The sequence below is a fragment of the Streptomyces sp. TLI_053 genome, assembly GCF_900105395.1.
Lineage (GTDB): Bacteria > Actinomycetota > Actinomycetes > Streptomycetales > Streptomycetaceae > Kitasatospora.
The window spans coordinates 9,514,083-9,528,957 of record NZ_LT629775.1 but is presented as its reverse complement, the minus strand read 5'-3'; the positions used below and the strand labels follow the sequence as shown (position 1 = coordinate 9,528,957).

The window sequence follows — 14,875 nt, the reverse complement described above, 5'->3', positions numbered from 1 at the left end:
CGCCCGGTCATGGCACTGATCGGCAACGACGGGCGGAACGGCCGGGGCTGACGGACCGCCCGGCGCCCTCGCGGTCGGCCGGGCCCGCGCCGAGGATTTCGTCGCCCCCTCGCAGAGCCGCGCCCGCGGCAGGCATTTCGGAAATCCTCGGCGATTCCCGGAAATCGAGAGAATGCCGGGTCGGGCGGTTCCGGTTCCGCTTCCGGTATTCGCCGACAATTCCGGGGCGGAATCGGGCCGTCCTCGACCCGGTTCCGGACATCGCGCGAACGCCGACCGGTGATTGCGGGGTCCGACTGTTGTCATGGTCTGGCACGTCGGTTTTCCAGGAGTACGAGCCGCACGAAGGAGTCCAGGATGTTCGGTAGGAATTACGCGCGCACGGCGGCCCTCGCCGTCGCGGCCGGTTCGGTGCTGTTCGCGGTCTCCGCGACCGCCGATGCGGCCGTCACCGCCTACACCCCGCAGACCGCCTGCGGGGCGAGCTACGTCACGAAGGACTCGTTCAACCTGCCGGGCGGCACCTCGACGGTCTACCTGACCTACAGCAGCGCGACCGGCAAGAACTGCGTCGCCACCATCAAGAACTCCAAGATCGGCACTCCATCACTGACCGGCGCCTACCTGACCTACGGCGACGGCAGCGGGAGGCAGGAAGAGTACCGAAGCCTCAGCTACTACGCCACGGCCTACCTCTACGCACCCGGGCAGTGCATCTACTACGGCGGCCGGGACTACAACTCCGGCGACTGGTGGGGCAAGGGCCCGGGCTGGTGCGGCAAGTGACGTCCACGCCGTAGCCCGTCCGCCCACCGAGGGGCGGCCGGCCCCGCCGTGACGGCGGGGCCGGCACTCGTAGGCCATTTCGGCGGGCCGCGGTCGAAGTGCCCGGTCGTACGATCCGTTCCGAATTCGCCGGAAGGAATACCCCGGGCGTGATTCGACGGAATTGACACCGGCCGTCGGCACCCTCGCACTGTCCTGCGCCCGGGCGGTCCGGCGAATTGTTCCGGCCCGCCTCCGTGTGCGACCAGCACCGGTACGAGTGATCACGTGCGGCACATTGCCGGCGGTGATTCCCTCGAAAATCTGGCTAAGGGCTTGCAGATCATTAACACGTTGATTTCGTGTTCGAAGGAGGGATCGACGCTCGCCACCAAGCGGCATCGGCCCCCTTCCTGGGGCGGAATCCCTGTCAGCCGATGCAGGGAATATCGCTCACCAATCCGCCGATCGGGATGAGGGAGAGGAGGAGCCCCTCCAGCGGGTTGTTCGGGCAGGGAGGCGTGGCGGCGCGAGGGGTGGCGGCGCGAGGGGTGGTGGCGGCGTGGGCGCTGGTGGTCGCGCTCGCCAGCGGGACGAAGCCCACAACCAGCACGAGACAGGTGGTGGCGACGCGCCGACGCATCGTGGACACGGACATCGCTGCTCCTTGGTGTCGAGGGCGAACCAGGGTGGTTCGTATTCATCCAATCGGCCTGGCGTGGCGGCGCCCGTCGAGCGCCCGCGGCGGTACTCCGAATGGCGCACAGGTTCATCTCTCGACGGCGTGGGCGCCGGTGGCGGTCGGGAGTGGCTCCAGGGGGCGTCATCGTCGGTGGTGGACAGCGGAGTGTCCGCACCGGGGCGGACCGATCGCCCAACAACGGAAAGTCGCAGGTGTGTGGCAGGAGCCGCCCCTGCGCCGTGCTCGCCCCTGCCGCCAGGAGCACCGCCAGGTTGTTCCCGGTCCCCCGGACCCGGTCTGACCGTTCGCTTCGAACTCATCGAGGCGGCTTCATCCTCGCGTCGGACCGGAGCAAGCCCGATGTTGAGGAACAGGCTCAGGCACGCAGGAACTCCAGCACCGCCAGCACGCGGCGGTGCGTTTCCGCGGCCGGGGGCAGGTCCAGCTTCATCAGGATGTTGCCGATGTGCTTGCCCACGGCGGCGTCGGACACCACCAGCTCCCGGCAGATCGCCGCGTTCGAGCGGCCCTCGGCCATCAGTGCCAGCACCTCCCGCTCGCGCGGGGTCAGCCGCTCCAGCGGGTCCCGGCGGCGGCGCAGCAGTTGGCGGACCACCTCCGGGTCGACCACCGTCCCGCCGGCCGCGACCTGGGCGACCGCCGCCGCGAACTCCTCGACCTGACCGATCCGGTCCTTCAGCAGGTAGCCCACGCCGGAGCCGTCCCCGGAGTCCAGCAGCTCGGCCGCGTAGGAGCACTGCACGTACTGGCTGAGCACCAGGACCGGCAGGCCGGGGTGCCGCTCGCGCAGGGCGACGGCCGCGCGCAGGCCCTCGTCGCTCTGGCCGGGCGGCATCCGGACGTCGGTGAGCACGAGGTCCGGCCGGTGCTCCTCGACCGCCGCGTGCAGCGCCGGGGCGTCGCCGACGGCCGCCACCACCCGGTGCCCGAACCGGGCGAGCAGGCCGATCAGCCCCTCGCGCAGCAGGACTCCGTCCTCGGCGAGCACGATGCTCAGGCTCATCGTCGCGCCCCCGTCCCGGTCGGGGTGCAGGGGATCTCCACCCTCACGGTGGTCGGTCCGCCCGGCGGACTGCTCACGGTCAGTGTGCCGTGCACGACCGCCATCCGGTCGGCCAGACCGGTCAGTCCGGTGCCGCGCCCGGGGTCGGCGCCGCCGCGGCCGTCGTCGGTCACCTCGATGGTCAACCGGCCCCGCGCCCACCGGCCGTCGACGGTCGTGGTGCTCGCCCCGCTGTGTTTGGCGACGTTGGCGAGTGCCTCGGTGACGGCGAAATACCCGGCCGACTCGACGGGCGCCGGGAGGCGGGCCGGCAGCGCGAAGCGGGTGGTCGCCGGGACGGGTGACCGGTCGGCGGCGTCCGCGCACGCCTCCGGCAGGCCTCGGTCGGTGAGCACCTGCGGATGGATGCCGTTGATCAGTTCGCGCAGTTCGGCGAGCACGTCACCCGCCTCGCGGTGCGCCTCGGCGAGCCGGGCCGCCAGCGGGCCGTCCGGCGGCGCGTCCAGCCGGGCCAGGCCGAGCGTCATCCGCAGGGCGACCAGGCGCTGTTGGGCGCCGTCGTGCAGATCGCGTTCGATCCGGCGCCGCTCGGCCTCGAAGGCGTCCACCAACCGGGCGCGGGAGCGGACGAGTTCACCGATCCGGTGTTCCCGGCCGTCCGGCCCCAGCAGCGCCCGGACGAGCGCCGCCCGGGCGGCGGCCAGCAGCGCCACCGGGTACGCGAGCAGTGGTGCGAGGGCGAGCCCGGCCAGCCCGAACAGGCCCGCCGCCCAAGGGGAGTGGACCTGCCAGACCTTGAGGACGTTGACCTGTTCGCCGTCCAGGAGCAGCAGCGGGAGGGCCGCCAGCAGGTACCCGGGGAGGGCGAGGGCGCACAAGGCCACGGCCAGGTCGAGCGGCCAGAGCACGAACGCGGCGAGCGCGGTGAAGCCGAGCTCGCGCCAGGTGGCCCGCTCCCGGTAACGCAGCCGCAGCCAGGCCGCGAGGCCCGGACGGTCGGGGACGCGGTGCGGGTCCGGTACCGGTGCGCCGTGCAGGAACCGGGCGAGGCGCCGTTCCCAGGCCGCGACGGGCAGCCCGACCAGGGCGAGGGCGGCCAGCAGCGGCAGCCCGACCAGCAGGGCCGCCAGCACGCCGCCGGCCGCCACCGACACCAGCAGCCCGGCGCAGAGCAGCAGCCCGGTCAGTCCGGTCGCCAGGAGGTACCCGGCCGCCCGCCAGGGCGCCGCCGAACGCAGGAACCCCGGCCGCGTCACCGCGCCCCACCGACCTCTGTCGTCCGTCACGTCTCTCCTCCCCCACGCGCCGTCCCGGCGTCCGCCCACCCTAGAGGGCGCGGCGCGGCCCGTCGGTAGGGCCTGCCCCACCCTGCGAAGTGGCCCCAGGCCCGCTGCGCCATCCCGGGGGGCGGCGCTTGGCTGGGCGCCATGAGAATGCTGCGGATCGCGCTGAAATCCCTGAAGGCCCGCCCGGTCTCCCTGCTCGGCGCCTTTCTCGCCCTGGCCCTCGGGGTGGCGACGACCGCCGCCGTGCTACTCGGCCTCGCCGCCGCGTCGGCCGGCGCCCCCGGTGGGGAGGACCTCGTCTCCCTGGTCGCCGTGCTCGGCACCGCGGGCGGGGTGAGCGCGTTCGTGTCGGCGTTCGTCGTCGCCTCCACCTACTCCTACGCCGTCGCCCAGCGCCGTCGCGAGCTCGGACTGCTCCGCCTGGCCGGCGCGACCCGCGGCCAGGTGCGGCGCACGGTGCTCGCCGAGGCGCTGGTGCTCGGCGCCGTCGCCTGCGCGAGCGGCTGCGCGCTCGGGCGCCTCGCCGCTCCCGCACTCCTGCGGTGGCTGTCCGGGGCCGGCCTGGCGCCGCCCGGTCTCGCCCTCGTCCCCGCCGTGTGGCCGCTTCCCGCCGCCTTCGCCACCGGCCTGCTGGTCGCCGTCGCCGGGGTCGCCGTCGCGGCCCGTCGGGCCGGGCGGACCGGCCCGCTGGACGCCCTGCGCACGGCCGACCTCGACACCGGTGTGCTGACCGCCGGCCGTCTCCTGACCGGCCTCGGGCTGCTGCTCGCCTTCCTCGCCCTGACGGTCGCCGCGCTCGCCACCGACCCCGTCGACCTGCTGCACCGCAAGACGTTCACCACCCGGCCGATGTGGCTGATCTGCGCGTGCGGCCTGCTCTCGCCGCTCCTCGCCCCGCCATTGCTCCGCCTGGCCGCCCGCGCACTGCCGCGCCGGGGCGGCGGATCCGCCCGGCCGGTCAGCCGCCTGGTGCCCGCCGCTGCCGCCGCGGCGCTGCGCCGGACGGGCGCGGTGGCCGCGCCGGTGGTGGTCGCCGTGGCGCTGACCGGGTCTCTGGCGGGCGCGCCGGCGGCGGTCGGCGCCGCCCGGTCCGCCGAGGCGGGGGCCCGGACCGGCGCCGACCTGGTCGTCGTCCCGGCCGACGGCTCCGCGGGCCCGCTGCTCGCCGCGCTGCGGGCCGTTCCCGGCGTGGGCGCCCTCTGCGCCACGGCGCCGACCACCCTCGCGCTCGTCGAACCGGACGGCGTGACGGTCCGGTCCGAGGCCCGCGCGGTCACCGGTCCGGCCGGGCTCGCGTCCCTGGCCCGGCTGCCCGTGCTGGCCGGCTCGACGGCCGCACTCGACGACGAGTCCCTCGTCCTTCCGGCCGAGTGGGGCCACCACCGGGTCGGGGAACCGGTGCCGGTGGTCCGCGCCGACGGCAGCCGCACGACCCTGCGGGTGGCCGCCGTGCTGCGGGACGGGCTCGGCGACAACGGTCTGTACGTGACCGCCGCCAACGCCCCGGGCTCCCGGGTCGACCGCGTCGACGTCGTGCTCGGCCCGGACGGCGGCAGCGACCGGGTGGCCGCCGTCCGCTCCGCCGCCCTGCCGTACGGCGCCGCCGTTCACACCCGCGAGCAGTGGCTCGCCGCCGGACCGTCGCCGCGGACCACCTGGCTGCGCACCGTCCTCGTGCTGGGCCTGGCGGTCCTGTACACCGGCATCGCGCTCGCCAACACCCTGTTCATGGCCACCGCCGACCGGCGCCGCGAACTCGCCCTGCTCCGCCTCGCCGGCGCCACCCGCGCCCAGGTCGTGCGCCTGGTGACCGCCGAGTCGGTCCTGGTGACGGCGGTCGGCGCCGTCCTCGGCTGCGCCGCGGCCGCCGTCCAGCTCGCCTCCCTGTACGACGCCCTGGCGGTGCTGCGGGTGCCCGCCCCGCTCGTCCTGCCCTGGCACGAGGTGGGCGTGGTGACGGCCGGCGCGCTGCTGCTCGCCGCACTCTGCGCCGCCCCCGCCGCGGCCTGGGCGCTGCGCGTCCGCCCGGTCGTGGCCGCCCGCTGAAAATGGGCAAGGCCGGGCCGACGACGGAGCGGGGGCAGCGCGCCGGACCCGGCCGGACACGGCCGGGCGTACCGGTCAGGACGCTGTGGAGCGGGCCCGGGCGAGGGTGGGTACGGCTCGCTCGCCCGGGTCAGCTGTGTGCCTGGTACGCCAGGTGTGCCGGGTGTGCCTGGTACGCCCGGTGCGCCGGGCGTGCCGGGCGTGCTGGATGTGCCTGGTGCGCCGGGAGCGCTCAGCGTGCCTCCCGCACCCCCGCCCCGGCCTTCGCCCGGACGTGCGCGGGCAGACCGTTGGCGAGGTCCTCGACCAGCAGCCGCCAGGCGATCGTCTCCGCCGCAGTCCGCAGCTGCGGACTGCGAGGCCGTCCGGCGTCGGACTCCAGGCGGGCGTTGAGCCAGTCGGACCAGGCGCGGGCGAGCGCGCGCACCTCGTGCGTGCCGGTGGTGGTGAGGGCCAGCCGGTCGCCGTCACGGGTGAGGTGACCCTCGTCGGCCATCCGGTCGAACACCGGCTCCAGGACCTCGGGCGGGACCCGCTTGCGGGCGGCGACCAGCTCCAGTGACGCCCGGCCGACCGCCTTGGTGTGGCCGGCGACCTCCATCAGCGCCCAGGCACCGGCGAGGTCGACCCTTGTGTCCGCGTCGGCCACGATCGAACGGACCGTGTCGAGGTCGGCTCCGCGCACGATCCGGCCCACCGCCGACTCCAGGAGCTGGTCCGAGTCGCCGCCGGTCGGCTGGGCGAATCCCTCGCCGAGGTCCGTGGAGCCCGCCCGGGCGGTGTCCCGCAGCTGCACCTGCTTGAGGAACAGCGAGACGACGAACCCGAGCAGCGCCACCGGCACCGTCCACAGGAACACGGTGTGCAGGGCGTCCGCGTAGCCCTGCACGATCGGTGCCGCCTGCTCGGCGGGCAGGCCGTGCAGGCCCTGCGGACTCCCGGCCGCCCGGGCGAGCGCCGCCGGGTCGGCGCCCGTCGAGGCGGCGGACTCGGCCACTCCCCCGGCCAGCTCGGTCCGGAGACTGTTGGCATAGATCGTCCCGAACACGGCGGTGCCGAAGGAGCTGCCGATGGTGCGGAAGAAGGTCACCCCGGAGGTCGCGGTGCCGAGGTCCGCGTAGTCGACCGTGTTCTGCACCGCGATGGTCAGCACCTGCATGCTCAGCCCGATGCCGACACCCAGCACGAACATGTAGCAGGAGGCGAGCACGGTGCCGGTGCCGGGTTCCAGGCGCGACAGCAGGTAGAGGCCCAGCGCCATCACCAGGGTCCCGGCGATCGGGAAGAGCCGGTACTTCCCGGTCTTGCTGACGATGTTGCCGCTCGCGACCGAGGCCAGCAGCAGGCCGATCACCATCGGCAGCATCCGGACGCCGGAGACGGTCGCGGAGTCCCCGTCGACGTACTGCAGGAAGGTCGGCAGGAACGTCAGCGCGCCGAGCATCGCGAAGCCGACGATGAAGCTGAGCACGGAGCAGACCGCGAACACCGGGTTGCGGAACAGCCGCATCGGCAGCATCGGCTGGACGGCCCGGGTCTCCACCCAGCAGAACAGGCCGAGGGCCACCGCCCCGCCGAGGAAGAGGCCGACGATCACGCCCGAGCCCCAGGCGTACTCGTTGCCGCCCCAGCTGGTCGCCAGGATCAGCGCGCTGGCGCCGATCGCGACGAGGGCGATGCCGAGGTAGTCGACGACCGGCCGGACCGCCGCCCGCACCGCGGGGATGGTCCGGGCCGCGGCGATCACCACCGCGACGGCGATCGGCACATTGACGTAGAAGGCCCAGCGCCAGGACAGGTGGTCGGTGAACAGCCCGCCGAGCAGCGGTCCGATCACCGTCGCCACGCCGAACACCGCGCCGATGGCGCCCTGGTACTTGCCCCGTTCGCGCAGCGGGATCACGTCGGCGATCAGGGCCATCGCGGTCACCATCAGACCGCCCGCGCCGATGCCCTGCAGGGCGCGCCAGGCGATCAGCAGCGTCATGTTGGTCGCCAGGCCGCAGAAGAACGAGCCGGTGATGAACACGATCGCGGAGACCTGGAACAGCAGCTTGCGCCCGTAGAGGTCGCCGAACTTCCCGGCCAGTACGGTGGCCACCGTCTCGGCGAGCAGGTAGGACGTGACCACCCAGGACATGTGCGCGGCCCCGCCGAGGTCCGCCACGATGGTGGGCAGCGCGGTGCCGACGATGGTCTGGTCCAGTGCGGCCAGCAGCATGCCGAGCACGATGGTGGCGAAGACGACGTTCCGCTGCCGGGCGTCCAGCACCGGCGGGGCGGACGGCGGGGTCTCGGTGTCGACGGTCATGCCGACAGCCTCGCCGCAGGCCCGGGGGGACCGCGATCGGGCTCCGCCGTCCGGGTGAGCGGGGCGGCTCCGCGGGGCCTGGTCACCGGGGTGCCCACGGTCCTCTCCTGCCGGGCGGGGACGGGCCGTCAGAGCCCGGCCGGTGCTCCCGGGGGCGTTGTCGGTGGGGCGTGGCAGAGTGCCGGGCATGACGAGCGAGACCACCGACCCCCTGGCCGGCCTGGACGCGATCGACTGGGCGGGCCTGGAGCACGCCTACGGCGACGCGGACGACGTTCCGGCACTGCTGCGCGCCCTCGGCGGACCGGAGGAGACGGAGCGCCGCCGGGCGCTGCACGCCCTGTACGGCAACATCTTCCACCAGGGCAGCCGCTACCCCGCCTCGGCGGCGGCCGTGCCGTTCCTGGCCCGGCTCGCCACGGATCCCGGTCGGGACGGGCGGAGCGGGCGGAGCATACGGAACGGGCGGGCCGACGTGGTCCGGCTGCTGGCGTCGCTGGCCATCGGCTACGACGAGGCGCACCTGCCGGACGGCATCGACATCGCCCGGATGCGCCACGAGCGGGCCGAGTTCGCGGCGCAGGACCCGGCGGCGGTACTGGCCGAGATGGACGCCTGGGTCGCGGCGGCACCGGACGAGGGCGAGCGGCGGGTCCGGGAGTTCCGGCGCTCGCTCTTCGACGTCGAGGACCACCTGGGGTCGATGGACTCCGAGCTGGCCGCCTACGACGCCGTCCGGGCCGAGCTCCCCGCCCTGTCGGTGCTGCTGGAGGACGAGGACGCCGAGGTCCGGGCCACCACCGCGTACCTGCTGGCCTGGTTCCCCGAGGAGGCCGCCCGCACGCTGCCGCGGTTGCTGGCCCTGCTGGACGACGCCGTCGACCGGGCCGGCGGGGTGGCGGGCCTCGGCGACGAGCAGCCGGCGGCCGCCGTGACGGCCTCGGCGCTGGTGGCGGCCGGGCTGCTCGGCGGCCCCGGACTGGTCCCCCGGCTGCGGCCGTTCCTGGGGGCCGCCGGACGCCTGCCCCGCTGGGCGGCGGCCGTCGCGCTGGCGCGGCTGGGCACCCTGGACGGCGCGTCGGGCGACGGCCCGGCCGGCGACGGCCCGACGGACGACGGCGTGCCGACCGCGGCGGTGCTGGCCGAGCTGGCGGCGGCCGAGGCCGCTCCCCCGGAGCCCGGGCCCCCGCTCCTGGACTTCCACGACGGCGACCTGCGCGGCTACGCCGCCCTCTCCCTCACCCAGCTCTCCTCCACGCACCCGGGGGAGACCCTGGACGCCGTGACCGACGGGCTCGCCAGGTCCTCGGGTATCTCGGCCTTCGCCGTCACTGCGGCGGCGCTGTCCCTGGCGTTCCCGACCCGCCCGACACCCCTGCCCGCCTTCACCGCGCTCGACGAGCGGCAGCAACGGCTGATCCGGGTGCTGGCCGACCTCGACGCGTCCACCTGGCAATGGGGCAACTTCCTGGAGATCCTGAGGTCGTGGGCCCTTCCTCGGGACCCTCCGGCGATGCGGGCCTACGCGGGGCTGCCGGACGCCTGACGCTGTGGGGGGCGGCCGGTGCGGAAAGAGCGTGACCACCGCGCTTCAAGCAGCTGCCGCCAGCTCACGCGCGAAGACCTTCAAGGGGGCACCGGAAGCGCGGTGCGCGCCGATCAGGAAGTCGTTCAGAATCTCCTGCGGCCCATCGACGAACACCAACGGCACCCCGAAGGGAATTCCGTCCCGCCCGGCCGAGACGAAGGACAGCCGCAGCTGCGCCGCCTGATCGTCGTGCCACAGATAGACGACACCGGGCCGCCCCGTCCCATCGGTCGCGGCATCCCGGAGCCAGGCTTCCATCGTTCCCGTCAGCGCCGCGGCCAGCGCCTCCCGGTCGTCGTCGCCCTGCTCCCCGGGCGGGGCGGAGAAGTACTCGATGTTCTCCAGCGCCTCCTCGTCGATGTTCCCGCTTCCCCGCCAGACACCGAATCCGGCCACTTCCCTGATGACGTCCACAAGCTCCGGGCGACCCACTCCGGGATTCCTTTCGACGATCGGCAGCAGGAGGTGGTGGCGACGGCATCACCGTCGCCACCACCTCAGCTGCTACGGGGTGCGGGATCTGCTACCGACTCTTCACGAGCCTACCGACCCTGACCTGACCATCTTCGTCGCACAGAGTCGCAGCTACTACCGCCGGAGATGGGCTTCGGCTGGGTCTTCCGCGCCGCCTTTCAGTGGAAGCGGCCCAGGCCGGACGGTGTGAGTTCCCACCCGTCGAAAAAATCGTCGTGGACCCGCACCGCGAGCAGGACCGCTCCTGTCGATTCCGGATCTCCCGCACCCGGGTCCGAATCGACCCGCGCCGAACCGAGGTGAAAAGCGACGACAGGAGCCATGGCATCGTCGGTGGCATAACTGAGGGTCTTGGCGCGATGCGGGTCAGGTGGACCGAACGTGACCGACGGCGGACCGAATTCGGCCAGGATGTCGCCCAGAGAGCGGTCGGACTCCGACCAAGCCACAGCCCTGTCGACCACCACGGCATGCTCGGCGGGCGTCAGACTGCGATCGAGCCGGAGCCAGCCTCGGCGGTGTGCGTCCTCACCGTACTGCGAGGCGATCACACAGACATCGGAGTCGGGGAAAGCGCCCCTCAGCATCGCCGATGGGGCCAGCCGGGCATTCTTATCGGGAATCCAGACCGAACCCGTGGTCCGCCGCTCGCTTGCCGCGAGCCGGTCGAGAAGACGCGCCACCACCGACAGACCGCCGAATTCATCAGGCCGACGCACTGCCTGGTTGAACTCCTCCAGCAGCAGCCCTTCACCGTCCCTGCCGACCCGCTCCGGCAGGGACACCGCAGGTACTGGGCGTTGTGCTCGGGCCTGCGGCGAAACGTCAAGATCCATACTGGCAGTGTCCCAGTGCCTCCAAAGGACTGGCAACGATCAACCACACGTGAGCTGCTGCGGATCTCACCGCGCTGCCCGGCCGCGCCCACGACCTGACCGCAGCCCGCACCCACCGTATCCTGCGGACCTGGGAACGCCGGGGCGTCTCCGTGCTCGCCGACCGCGCCTGCTCGGAGCCGGCCCCTGGGTGACCGCTCCCGTCAGACGGCCTCCCGGCCAGGACCTCACCGCAACCCAGCAGACAATCAACCGAGACCTGTCAGCGGCACGAGCACCGGTCGAACGAAGCATCGCACGCCTGAAGGCCTGGCAGATCTTCCGCCGAGCCAGCTGCAGTCCCGACCGGACGACCGTCCTCGTCGCAGCCGTCCTCGGGTTGGACACCGTCTCACGACCAGGCAAGTCGACCTTCGGTGAACCGACAGACCGGGGAGCTTCCATCGGCGATCCTCGTCAGCGTCTCCGCCACGGAGTCGAAATAGTGCGCCATCGATGCGTACTCGCCCGTGACCGTGGGGCCGCTCACGAACCAGCGGCCGACGCGTCCGTCCCGCACATCGACGAACTTTCCCGTCCAGCCGTCCTGGTCCGACAGGAACGGGATCCACTCGTTGCGCCAGAACGGATCGTCCGGCTGGTCCGGAGGGTCGAATCCGCAGGACGTGGAACGGCTCGCGTAGAGCCTCTCCATGGCCCGAATGCCCAGGAAGAAGCTTCCCTCGTCGGGGAACCCGTCGAAGCCGCAGCACATCGCGTCGTCGTCGACGTCCTCCTCCGGCAGATCCGGATTGTTCTGCAACAGCCAGGTCCGCAGGTCCCCGTGCAGGGAGATCCCCATCCGTTCCTCGGCCGCCGCGAGCATCTGCTCCGTAGCGGGCCCTGGCAGTTCCGCGTGATCGGCCGGCGCGTGCTCCCGAAGGAGACTCATCACACGCGACCAACTCTCGGCCACACCCATCGCTCTCTGCTCTCTGCCAACTGCCCACTGACTTCTGACTTCTGACTTCTGACTTCTGACTTCTGACTTCTCTACAGGGATGTTTCCGTCCGCCCACGCCACTGCGGAGGTCGGGAAGTACCGCGCAGGGCCGGCCCCTCGGCGAAGTGACCGCCCGCGACGTTCCACAGACAACCCACAACCGGGAACGGTGCTTCTCACTGCCGTTCGAAGGCCGAATCCCGCGCCCGCAGCTGCTCGCGCGGCCCCGCCGCCCGCAGGACCACGTCCAGGACCCGCGCCGGGTCCGCCGCGTAGGCGTGCGAGAACCACGCCATGTTGGCCTCCACCACGGCCCAGCGGTGGCCCGGGCGGTACGGGTCGAGCAGTTGCCCGACGTCCACGACGACGGCGCTCGGCAGCGTGTGCCCGGCCGCGGCGCCGAGCCGGTCGACGAACTCGGCCAGCTCCGCGGCGACGGCCCGGTCCGCCCGGTCCGCACCGAGCGGGCGGGGGTCGAGCCGGCCGAACACCGCGTACCGGCTCGCGGCGGCGATCCGCCCGTCCAGCAGGAACAGCCGGTACTCGGCCGCGAAGGTCACCACGTCGGACAGCAGTACCGGTGTCGCCGGGTCCAGTCCGGCCGGCAGGTGGGAGCCGTCGGTGTAGACGTCGGCCGGAAAGGACTTGTCACGGGGCGGCTTGACGAACGTCGGCCGGTCGATCGCCCAGGCGTCCGCGACGGTCCCCGACCGGACCTCACGGCCGGTGAACTCCTCCGGCAGCTCGGCGAGCCACCCGTCCGTCGGCTCCAGCAGCGCGAACCCGAGCCGGCCCGCCAACCGCGCGCCCGCCACCGGCCCGCCGTACCAGTACGCGGGGCCCGCCAGGCCCGACTCCTCCGCCCACCCGACCGACATCCCCCGGGCGGCCGCCTCGACGGCCAGCAGCTCCATCGTCGACGTCCGCCTCCCCGGCATGACCAGCACCACGCACCCCTCCCGCAATCGCAAAGCCGCCACGCTAGCCCGACCGTGCCCACCACCGCACCCGAGAATCCCCCACCACGGGCCCACGGACCGGCCGGGCACGGCAGGACACAGCTCAGGGGCACATGACGGGAACCCGGCGGCCGTCAGGCTCACTTGCCAAACGGTCAAGATCAGTTGGCAGAGGACACCGCTCGACCCACCTGGAGATGGTTTGACCAGGTGTCCCGTCTCGGATGATCTGGTCCGATCCGCTCGTCGTCTCCCTGGAACCGGTCCGACTACGGGTGCCCACGGCAGGCCATACTGCACGTCGTGGATCGCGAAGACCTGATTGCTGCCCTCGAACGACATGGGACCACTGGCGCCGGCCACGCTTCCCTCGCCTTGCGAGCCGGAGCTTCCTTCCGGGTCTGGGCCGAACCGACAGCGCCCGCCAACCAACTCCTCAGCATCTGGACATGGCGAGCCCAATGCATGGCCGAGGACGGCACCGTCACCTGCAAAGACTTCGAACAGGGGCTGCCGGGCCTTCGGCGTGCGGGACGTACCCCCGTCGTCCTGGGCCGAGTGGATGTCACTGAAGACACGCACCTGATCTTCCTGACCGCCGATCTGAGCTCATGCATTGCCGTGCTGTAGCTCGGCGTGGACAGCGCCGGGGCCAACTGCCCGGCCGCGCGGCACGCCTCCGCCGGCTGCTCTCGCCCCGCCCGCGCTCGCGGCCGGCAGGCCGCGCGTCAGAGGTCCGGCAGCGCCTCTCCGACGCGCGGCTCCCGCCCCTCGGTCAGCCAGAACAGGTAGCCGCGCAGATAGGCCTCCAGCCCGTCGTCGAGGTAGGCGGCGTACCGCCGCAGCGCTTCCGGCTCGTTGCGGTCGTCGTCCAGCTCCGCCGTGATCCACGCACGGATCTCGGCCCGGCCTGCCCACCAGGTCCGTACCGCCTGCGGGGTCCAGTGCTGGTCCCCGTCCCACGCGTAGCCACCCGCCGGCTCACCATCGGCGATCTCCACCAGGCCCGCCACCTCGCGCGGGTCGGCGGGCTGACGGTGGACGAACTCGTAGTGCTCGTCGCTGGAGAGCACGTGCTCGGGAAGGTAGTACGGGCCGTTCAGGCCGGTGTCGGTCGCGCCGGCGTAGAACGGTCCCGGAACGTTCAGCCAACTGCGCTCCTCCCAGCGGCCGTCACCCACCGAGTCGGTCATCTCCCGGGCGGTAGGCAGTGGATCCCAGTACGCCAGGTCCTGCCACTCTCCGTCCACCGGGTAGCGGAGAAGGCGCTCACGCATCCGCGCGGCGGCCTCTCGCAGCGCCCGTTCGTGCGAGAAGGGATCGGCTGGTCGGCGAACCCCTGCCCAGTGCCTGAGCCGCGACCACCACCCGCCCGGCCCGCTCACCTGTGCCTCTTCCATGCCGTCAACCCTGGTCGGGCGCGGCGCAGCAGCAGCTCTGGCACAGGCCGCCGGGACCGGGGCCCGCCCGCTCGTCGTCATCGGCCGGCCGCCGCCAACGGGCAGCCGGTGCCGACGCGTTCGGCGAGGTCGTTGCGCAGGGCGGCGAGTTCGGCCATGCGGGCGTCCACGACGCGGATCTTCTCCTCGAACAGGGCGGACAGCGCTTCGGCGGTGTCCGGTGCTCCGCGCAGTTCCTCGCCGGTGCGTGCGATCTCCGCCAGGGAGAACCCGAGCGTCTGCGCGGTGCGCACGTAGTGCAGCCACTCCACCGCTCCGGGCGGGAAGTCGCGGTAGCCGTTGGCCGAACGCCGGGACTCGACCAGGCCGACCTTCTCGTAGAACCGGACGGTGTCCCTGCTCAGCCCCGTCCGCGCGGCCAGCTCTCCGATGCGCATGTGCCAGACCCCCTCCGGACAGTGGACTTGACCCTGGACCGTACTCCACTGTTTAGCGTGAGGCTCCACCGACCCCGACCGACCG

14 protein-coding genes and 1 pseudogene are annotated in these 14,875 nt (G+C 73.0%); 5 read left to right on the top strand and 10 right to left on the bottom strand.

What is annotated here, in order from left to right; translation table 11 throughout:
* Nucleotides 1–357 precede the first annotated feature (357 nt).
* Nucleotides 358–786 (top strand): hypothetical protein, encoded by a 429-nt coding sequence (locus BLU95_RS39565; protein WP_093864281.1) that lies wholly within the window; start codon nucleotides 358–360, stop codon nucleotides 784–786.
* Between the two features lie 409 nt (nucleotides 787–1,195).
* Here the strand turns inward: BLU95_RS39565 and BLU95_RS39560 are convergent, their stop codons facing one another.
* The 3 genes from BLU95_RS39560 to BLU95_RS39550 form a co-directional block, all read right to left on the bottom strand.
* Nucleotides 1,196–1,423: a hypothetical protein gene (locus tag BLU95_RS39560; protein WP_093864280.1), complete on the bottom strand. Its 228-nt coding sequence runs from the start codon at nucleotides 1,421–1,423 to the stop codon at nucleotides 1,196–1,198.
* A gap of 400 nt (nucleotides 1,424–1,823) precedes the next feature.
* The gene (locus tag BLU95_RS39555; RefSeq protein ID WP_093865459.1) at nucleotides 1,824–2,456 is read right to left on the bottom strand and encodes a response regulator; all 633 of its coding nucleotides are present in this window, start codon (nucleotides 2,454–2,456) and stop codon (nucleotides 1,824–1,826) included.
* 11 nt (nucleotides 2,457–2,467) lie between these two features.
* On the bottom strand, nucleotides 2,468–3,757 hold the full coding sequence (locus tag BLU95_RS39550) for a sensor histidine kinase (protein WP_231978127.1): 1,290 nt from the start codon (nucleotides 3,755–3,757) through the stop codon (nucleotides 2,468–2,470).
* 141 nt (nucleotides 3,758–3,898) lie between these two features.
* On the opposite strand from BLU95_RS39550, the gene BLU95_RS39545 reads away from it, so the two are divergent.
* Nucleotides 3,899–5,803 (top strand): FtsX-like permease family protein, encoded by a 1,905-nt coding sequence (locus BLU95_RS39545; protein WP_093864278.1) that lies wholly within the window; start codon nucleotides 3,899–3,901, stop codon nucleotides 5,801–5,803.
* A 232-nt stretch (nucleotides 5,804–6,035) separates the two neighbouring features.
* Here BLU95_RS39545 and BLU95_RS39540 read toward each other — a convergent pair whose 3' ends face one another.
* Nucleotides 6,036–8,114 carry an MDR family MFS transporter gene (locus tag BLU95_RS39540; RefSeq protein ID WP_093864277.1) on the bottom strand — a complete coding sequence of 693 codons (2,079 nt, stop codon included), beginning with the start codon at nucleotides 8,112–8,114 and terminating at the stop codon, nucleotides 6,036–6,038.
* 187 nt (nucleotides 8,115–8,301) lie between these two features.
* Between BLU95_RS39540 and BLU95_RS39535 the strand changes: the two genes are divergently transcribed.
* A complete protein-coding gene (locus BLU95_RS39535; RefSeq protein WP_093864276.1) occupies nucleotides 8,302–9,660 on the top strand; it encodes a HEAT repeat domain-containing protein in 1,359 nt (452 codons plus the stop codon).
* Between the two features lie 45 nt (nucleotides 9,661–9,705).
* Here BLU95_RS39535 and BLU95_RS39530 read toward each other — a convergent pair whose 3' ends face one another.
* Both BLU95_RS39530 and BLU95_RS39525 read right to left on the bottom strand, forming a co-directional pair.
* Nucleotides 9,706–10,134 (bottom strand): hypothetical protein, encoded by a 429-nt coding sequence (locus BLU95_RS39530; protein ID WP_093864275.1) that lies wholly within the window; start codon nucleotides 10,132–10,134, stop codon nucleotides 9,706–9,708.
* A 200-nt stretch (nucleotides 10,135–10,334) separates the two neighbouring features.
* Complete coding sequence (locus BLU95_RS39525) at nucleotides 10,335–11,012, bottom strand: hypothetical protein (RefSeq protein WP_159425222.1); 678 nt, start codon at nucleotides 11,010–11,012, stop codon at nucleotides 10,335–10,337.
* 45 nt (nucleotides 11,013–11,057) lie between these two features.
* Here BLU95_RS39525 and BLU95_RS39520 point away from each other — a divergent pair.
* Nucleotides 11,058–11,397: pseudogene (locus BLU95_RS39520) on the top strand (transposase family protein); the annotation flags it as partial.
* A 6-nt stretch (nucleotides 11,398–11,403) separates the two neighbouring features.
* Here BLU95_RS39520 and BLU95_RS39515 read toward each other — a convergent pair.
* Together BLU95_RS39515 and BLU95_RS39510 are read right to left on the bottom strand one after the other, a co-directional pair.
* Nucleotides 11,404–11,973, bottom strand: a complete 570-nt coding sequence (locus BLU95_RS39515) for an SMI1/KNR4 family protein (RefSeq protein ID WP_093864273.1) — start codon at nucleotides 11,971–11,973, stop codon at nucleotides 11,404–11,406.
* A gap of 197 nt (nucleotides 11,974–12,170) precedes the next feature.
* Nucleotides 12,171–12,908: an ATP-grasp domain-containing protein gene (locus BLU95_RS39510; RefSeq protein ID WP_093864272.1), complete on the bottom strand. Its 738-nt coding sequence runs from the start codon at nucleotides 12,906–12,908 to the stop codon at nucleotides 12,171–12,173.
* 348 nt (nucleotides 12,909–13,256) lie between these two features.
* Between BLU95_RS39510 and BLU95_RS42770 the strand changes: the two genes are divergently transcribed.
* Nucleotides 13,257–13,583: a hypothetical protein gene (locus BLU95_RS42770; RefSeq protein ID WP_159425221.1), complete on the top strand. Its 327-nt coding sequence runs from the start codon at nucleotides 13,257–13,259 to the stop codon at nucleotides 13,581–13,583.
* 98 nt (nucleotides 13,584–13,681) lie between these two features.
* Here BLU95_RS42770 and BLU95_RS44805 read toward each other — a convergent pair whose 3' ends face one another.
* Both BLU95_RS44805 and BLU95_RS39500 read right to left on the bottom strand, forming a co-directional pair.
* Nucleotides 13,682–14,230 carry a ferredoxin gene (locus BLU95_RS44805; RefSeq protein ID WP_231978126.1) on the bottom strand — a complete coding sequence of 183 codons (549 nt, stop codon included), beginning with the start codon at nucleotides 14,228–14,230 and terminating at the stop codon, nucleotides 13,682–13,684.
* Between the two features lie 200 nt (nucleotides 14,231–14,430).
* Nucleotides 14,431–14,790 (bottom strand): MerR family transcriptional regulator, encoded by a 360-nt coding sequence (locus tag BLU95_RS39500; protein WP_093864271.1) that lies wholly within the window; start codon nucleotides 14,788–14,790, stop codon nucleotides 14,431–14,433.
* Nucleotides 14,791–14,875 lie beyond the last annotated feature (85 nt).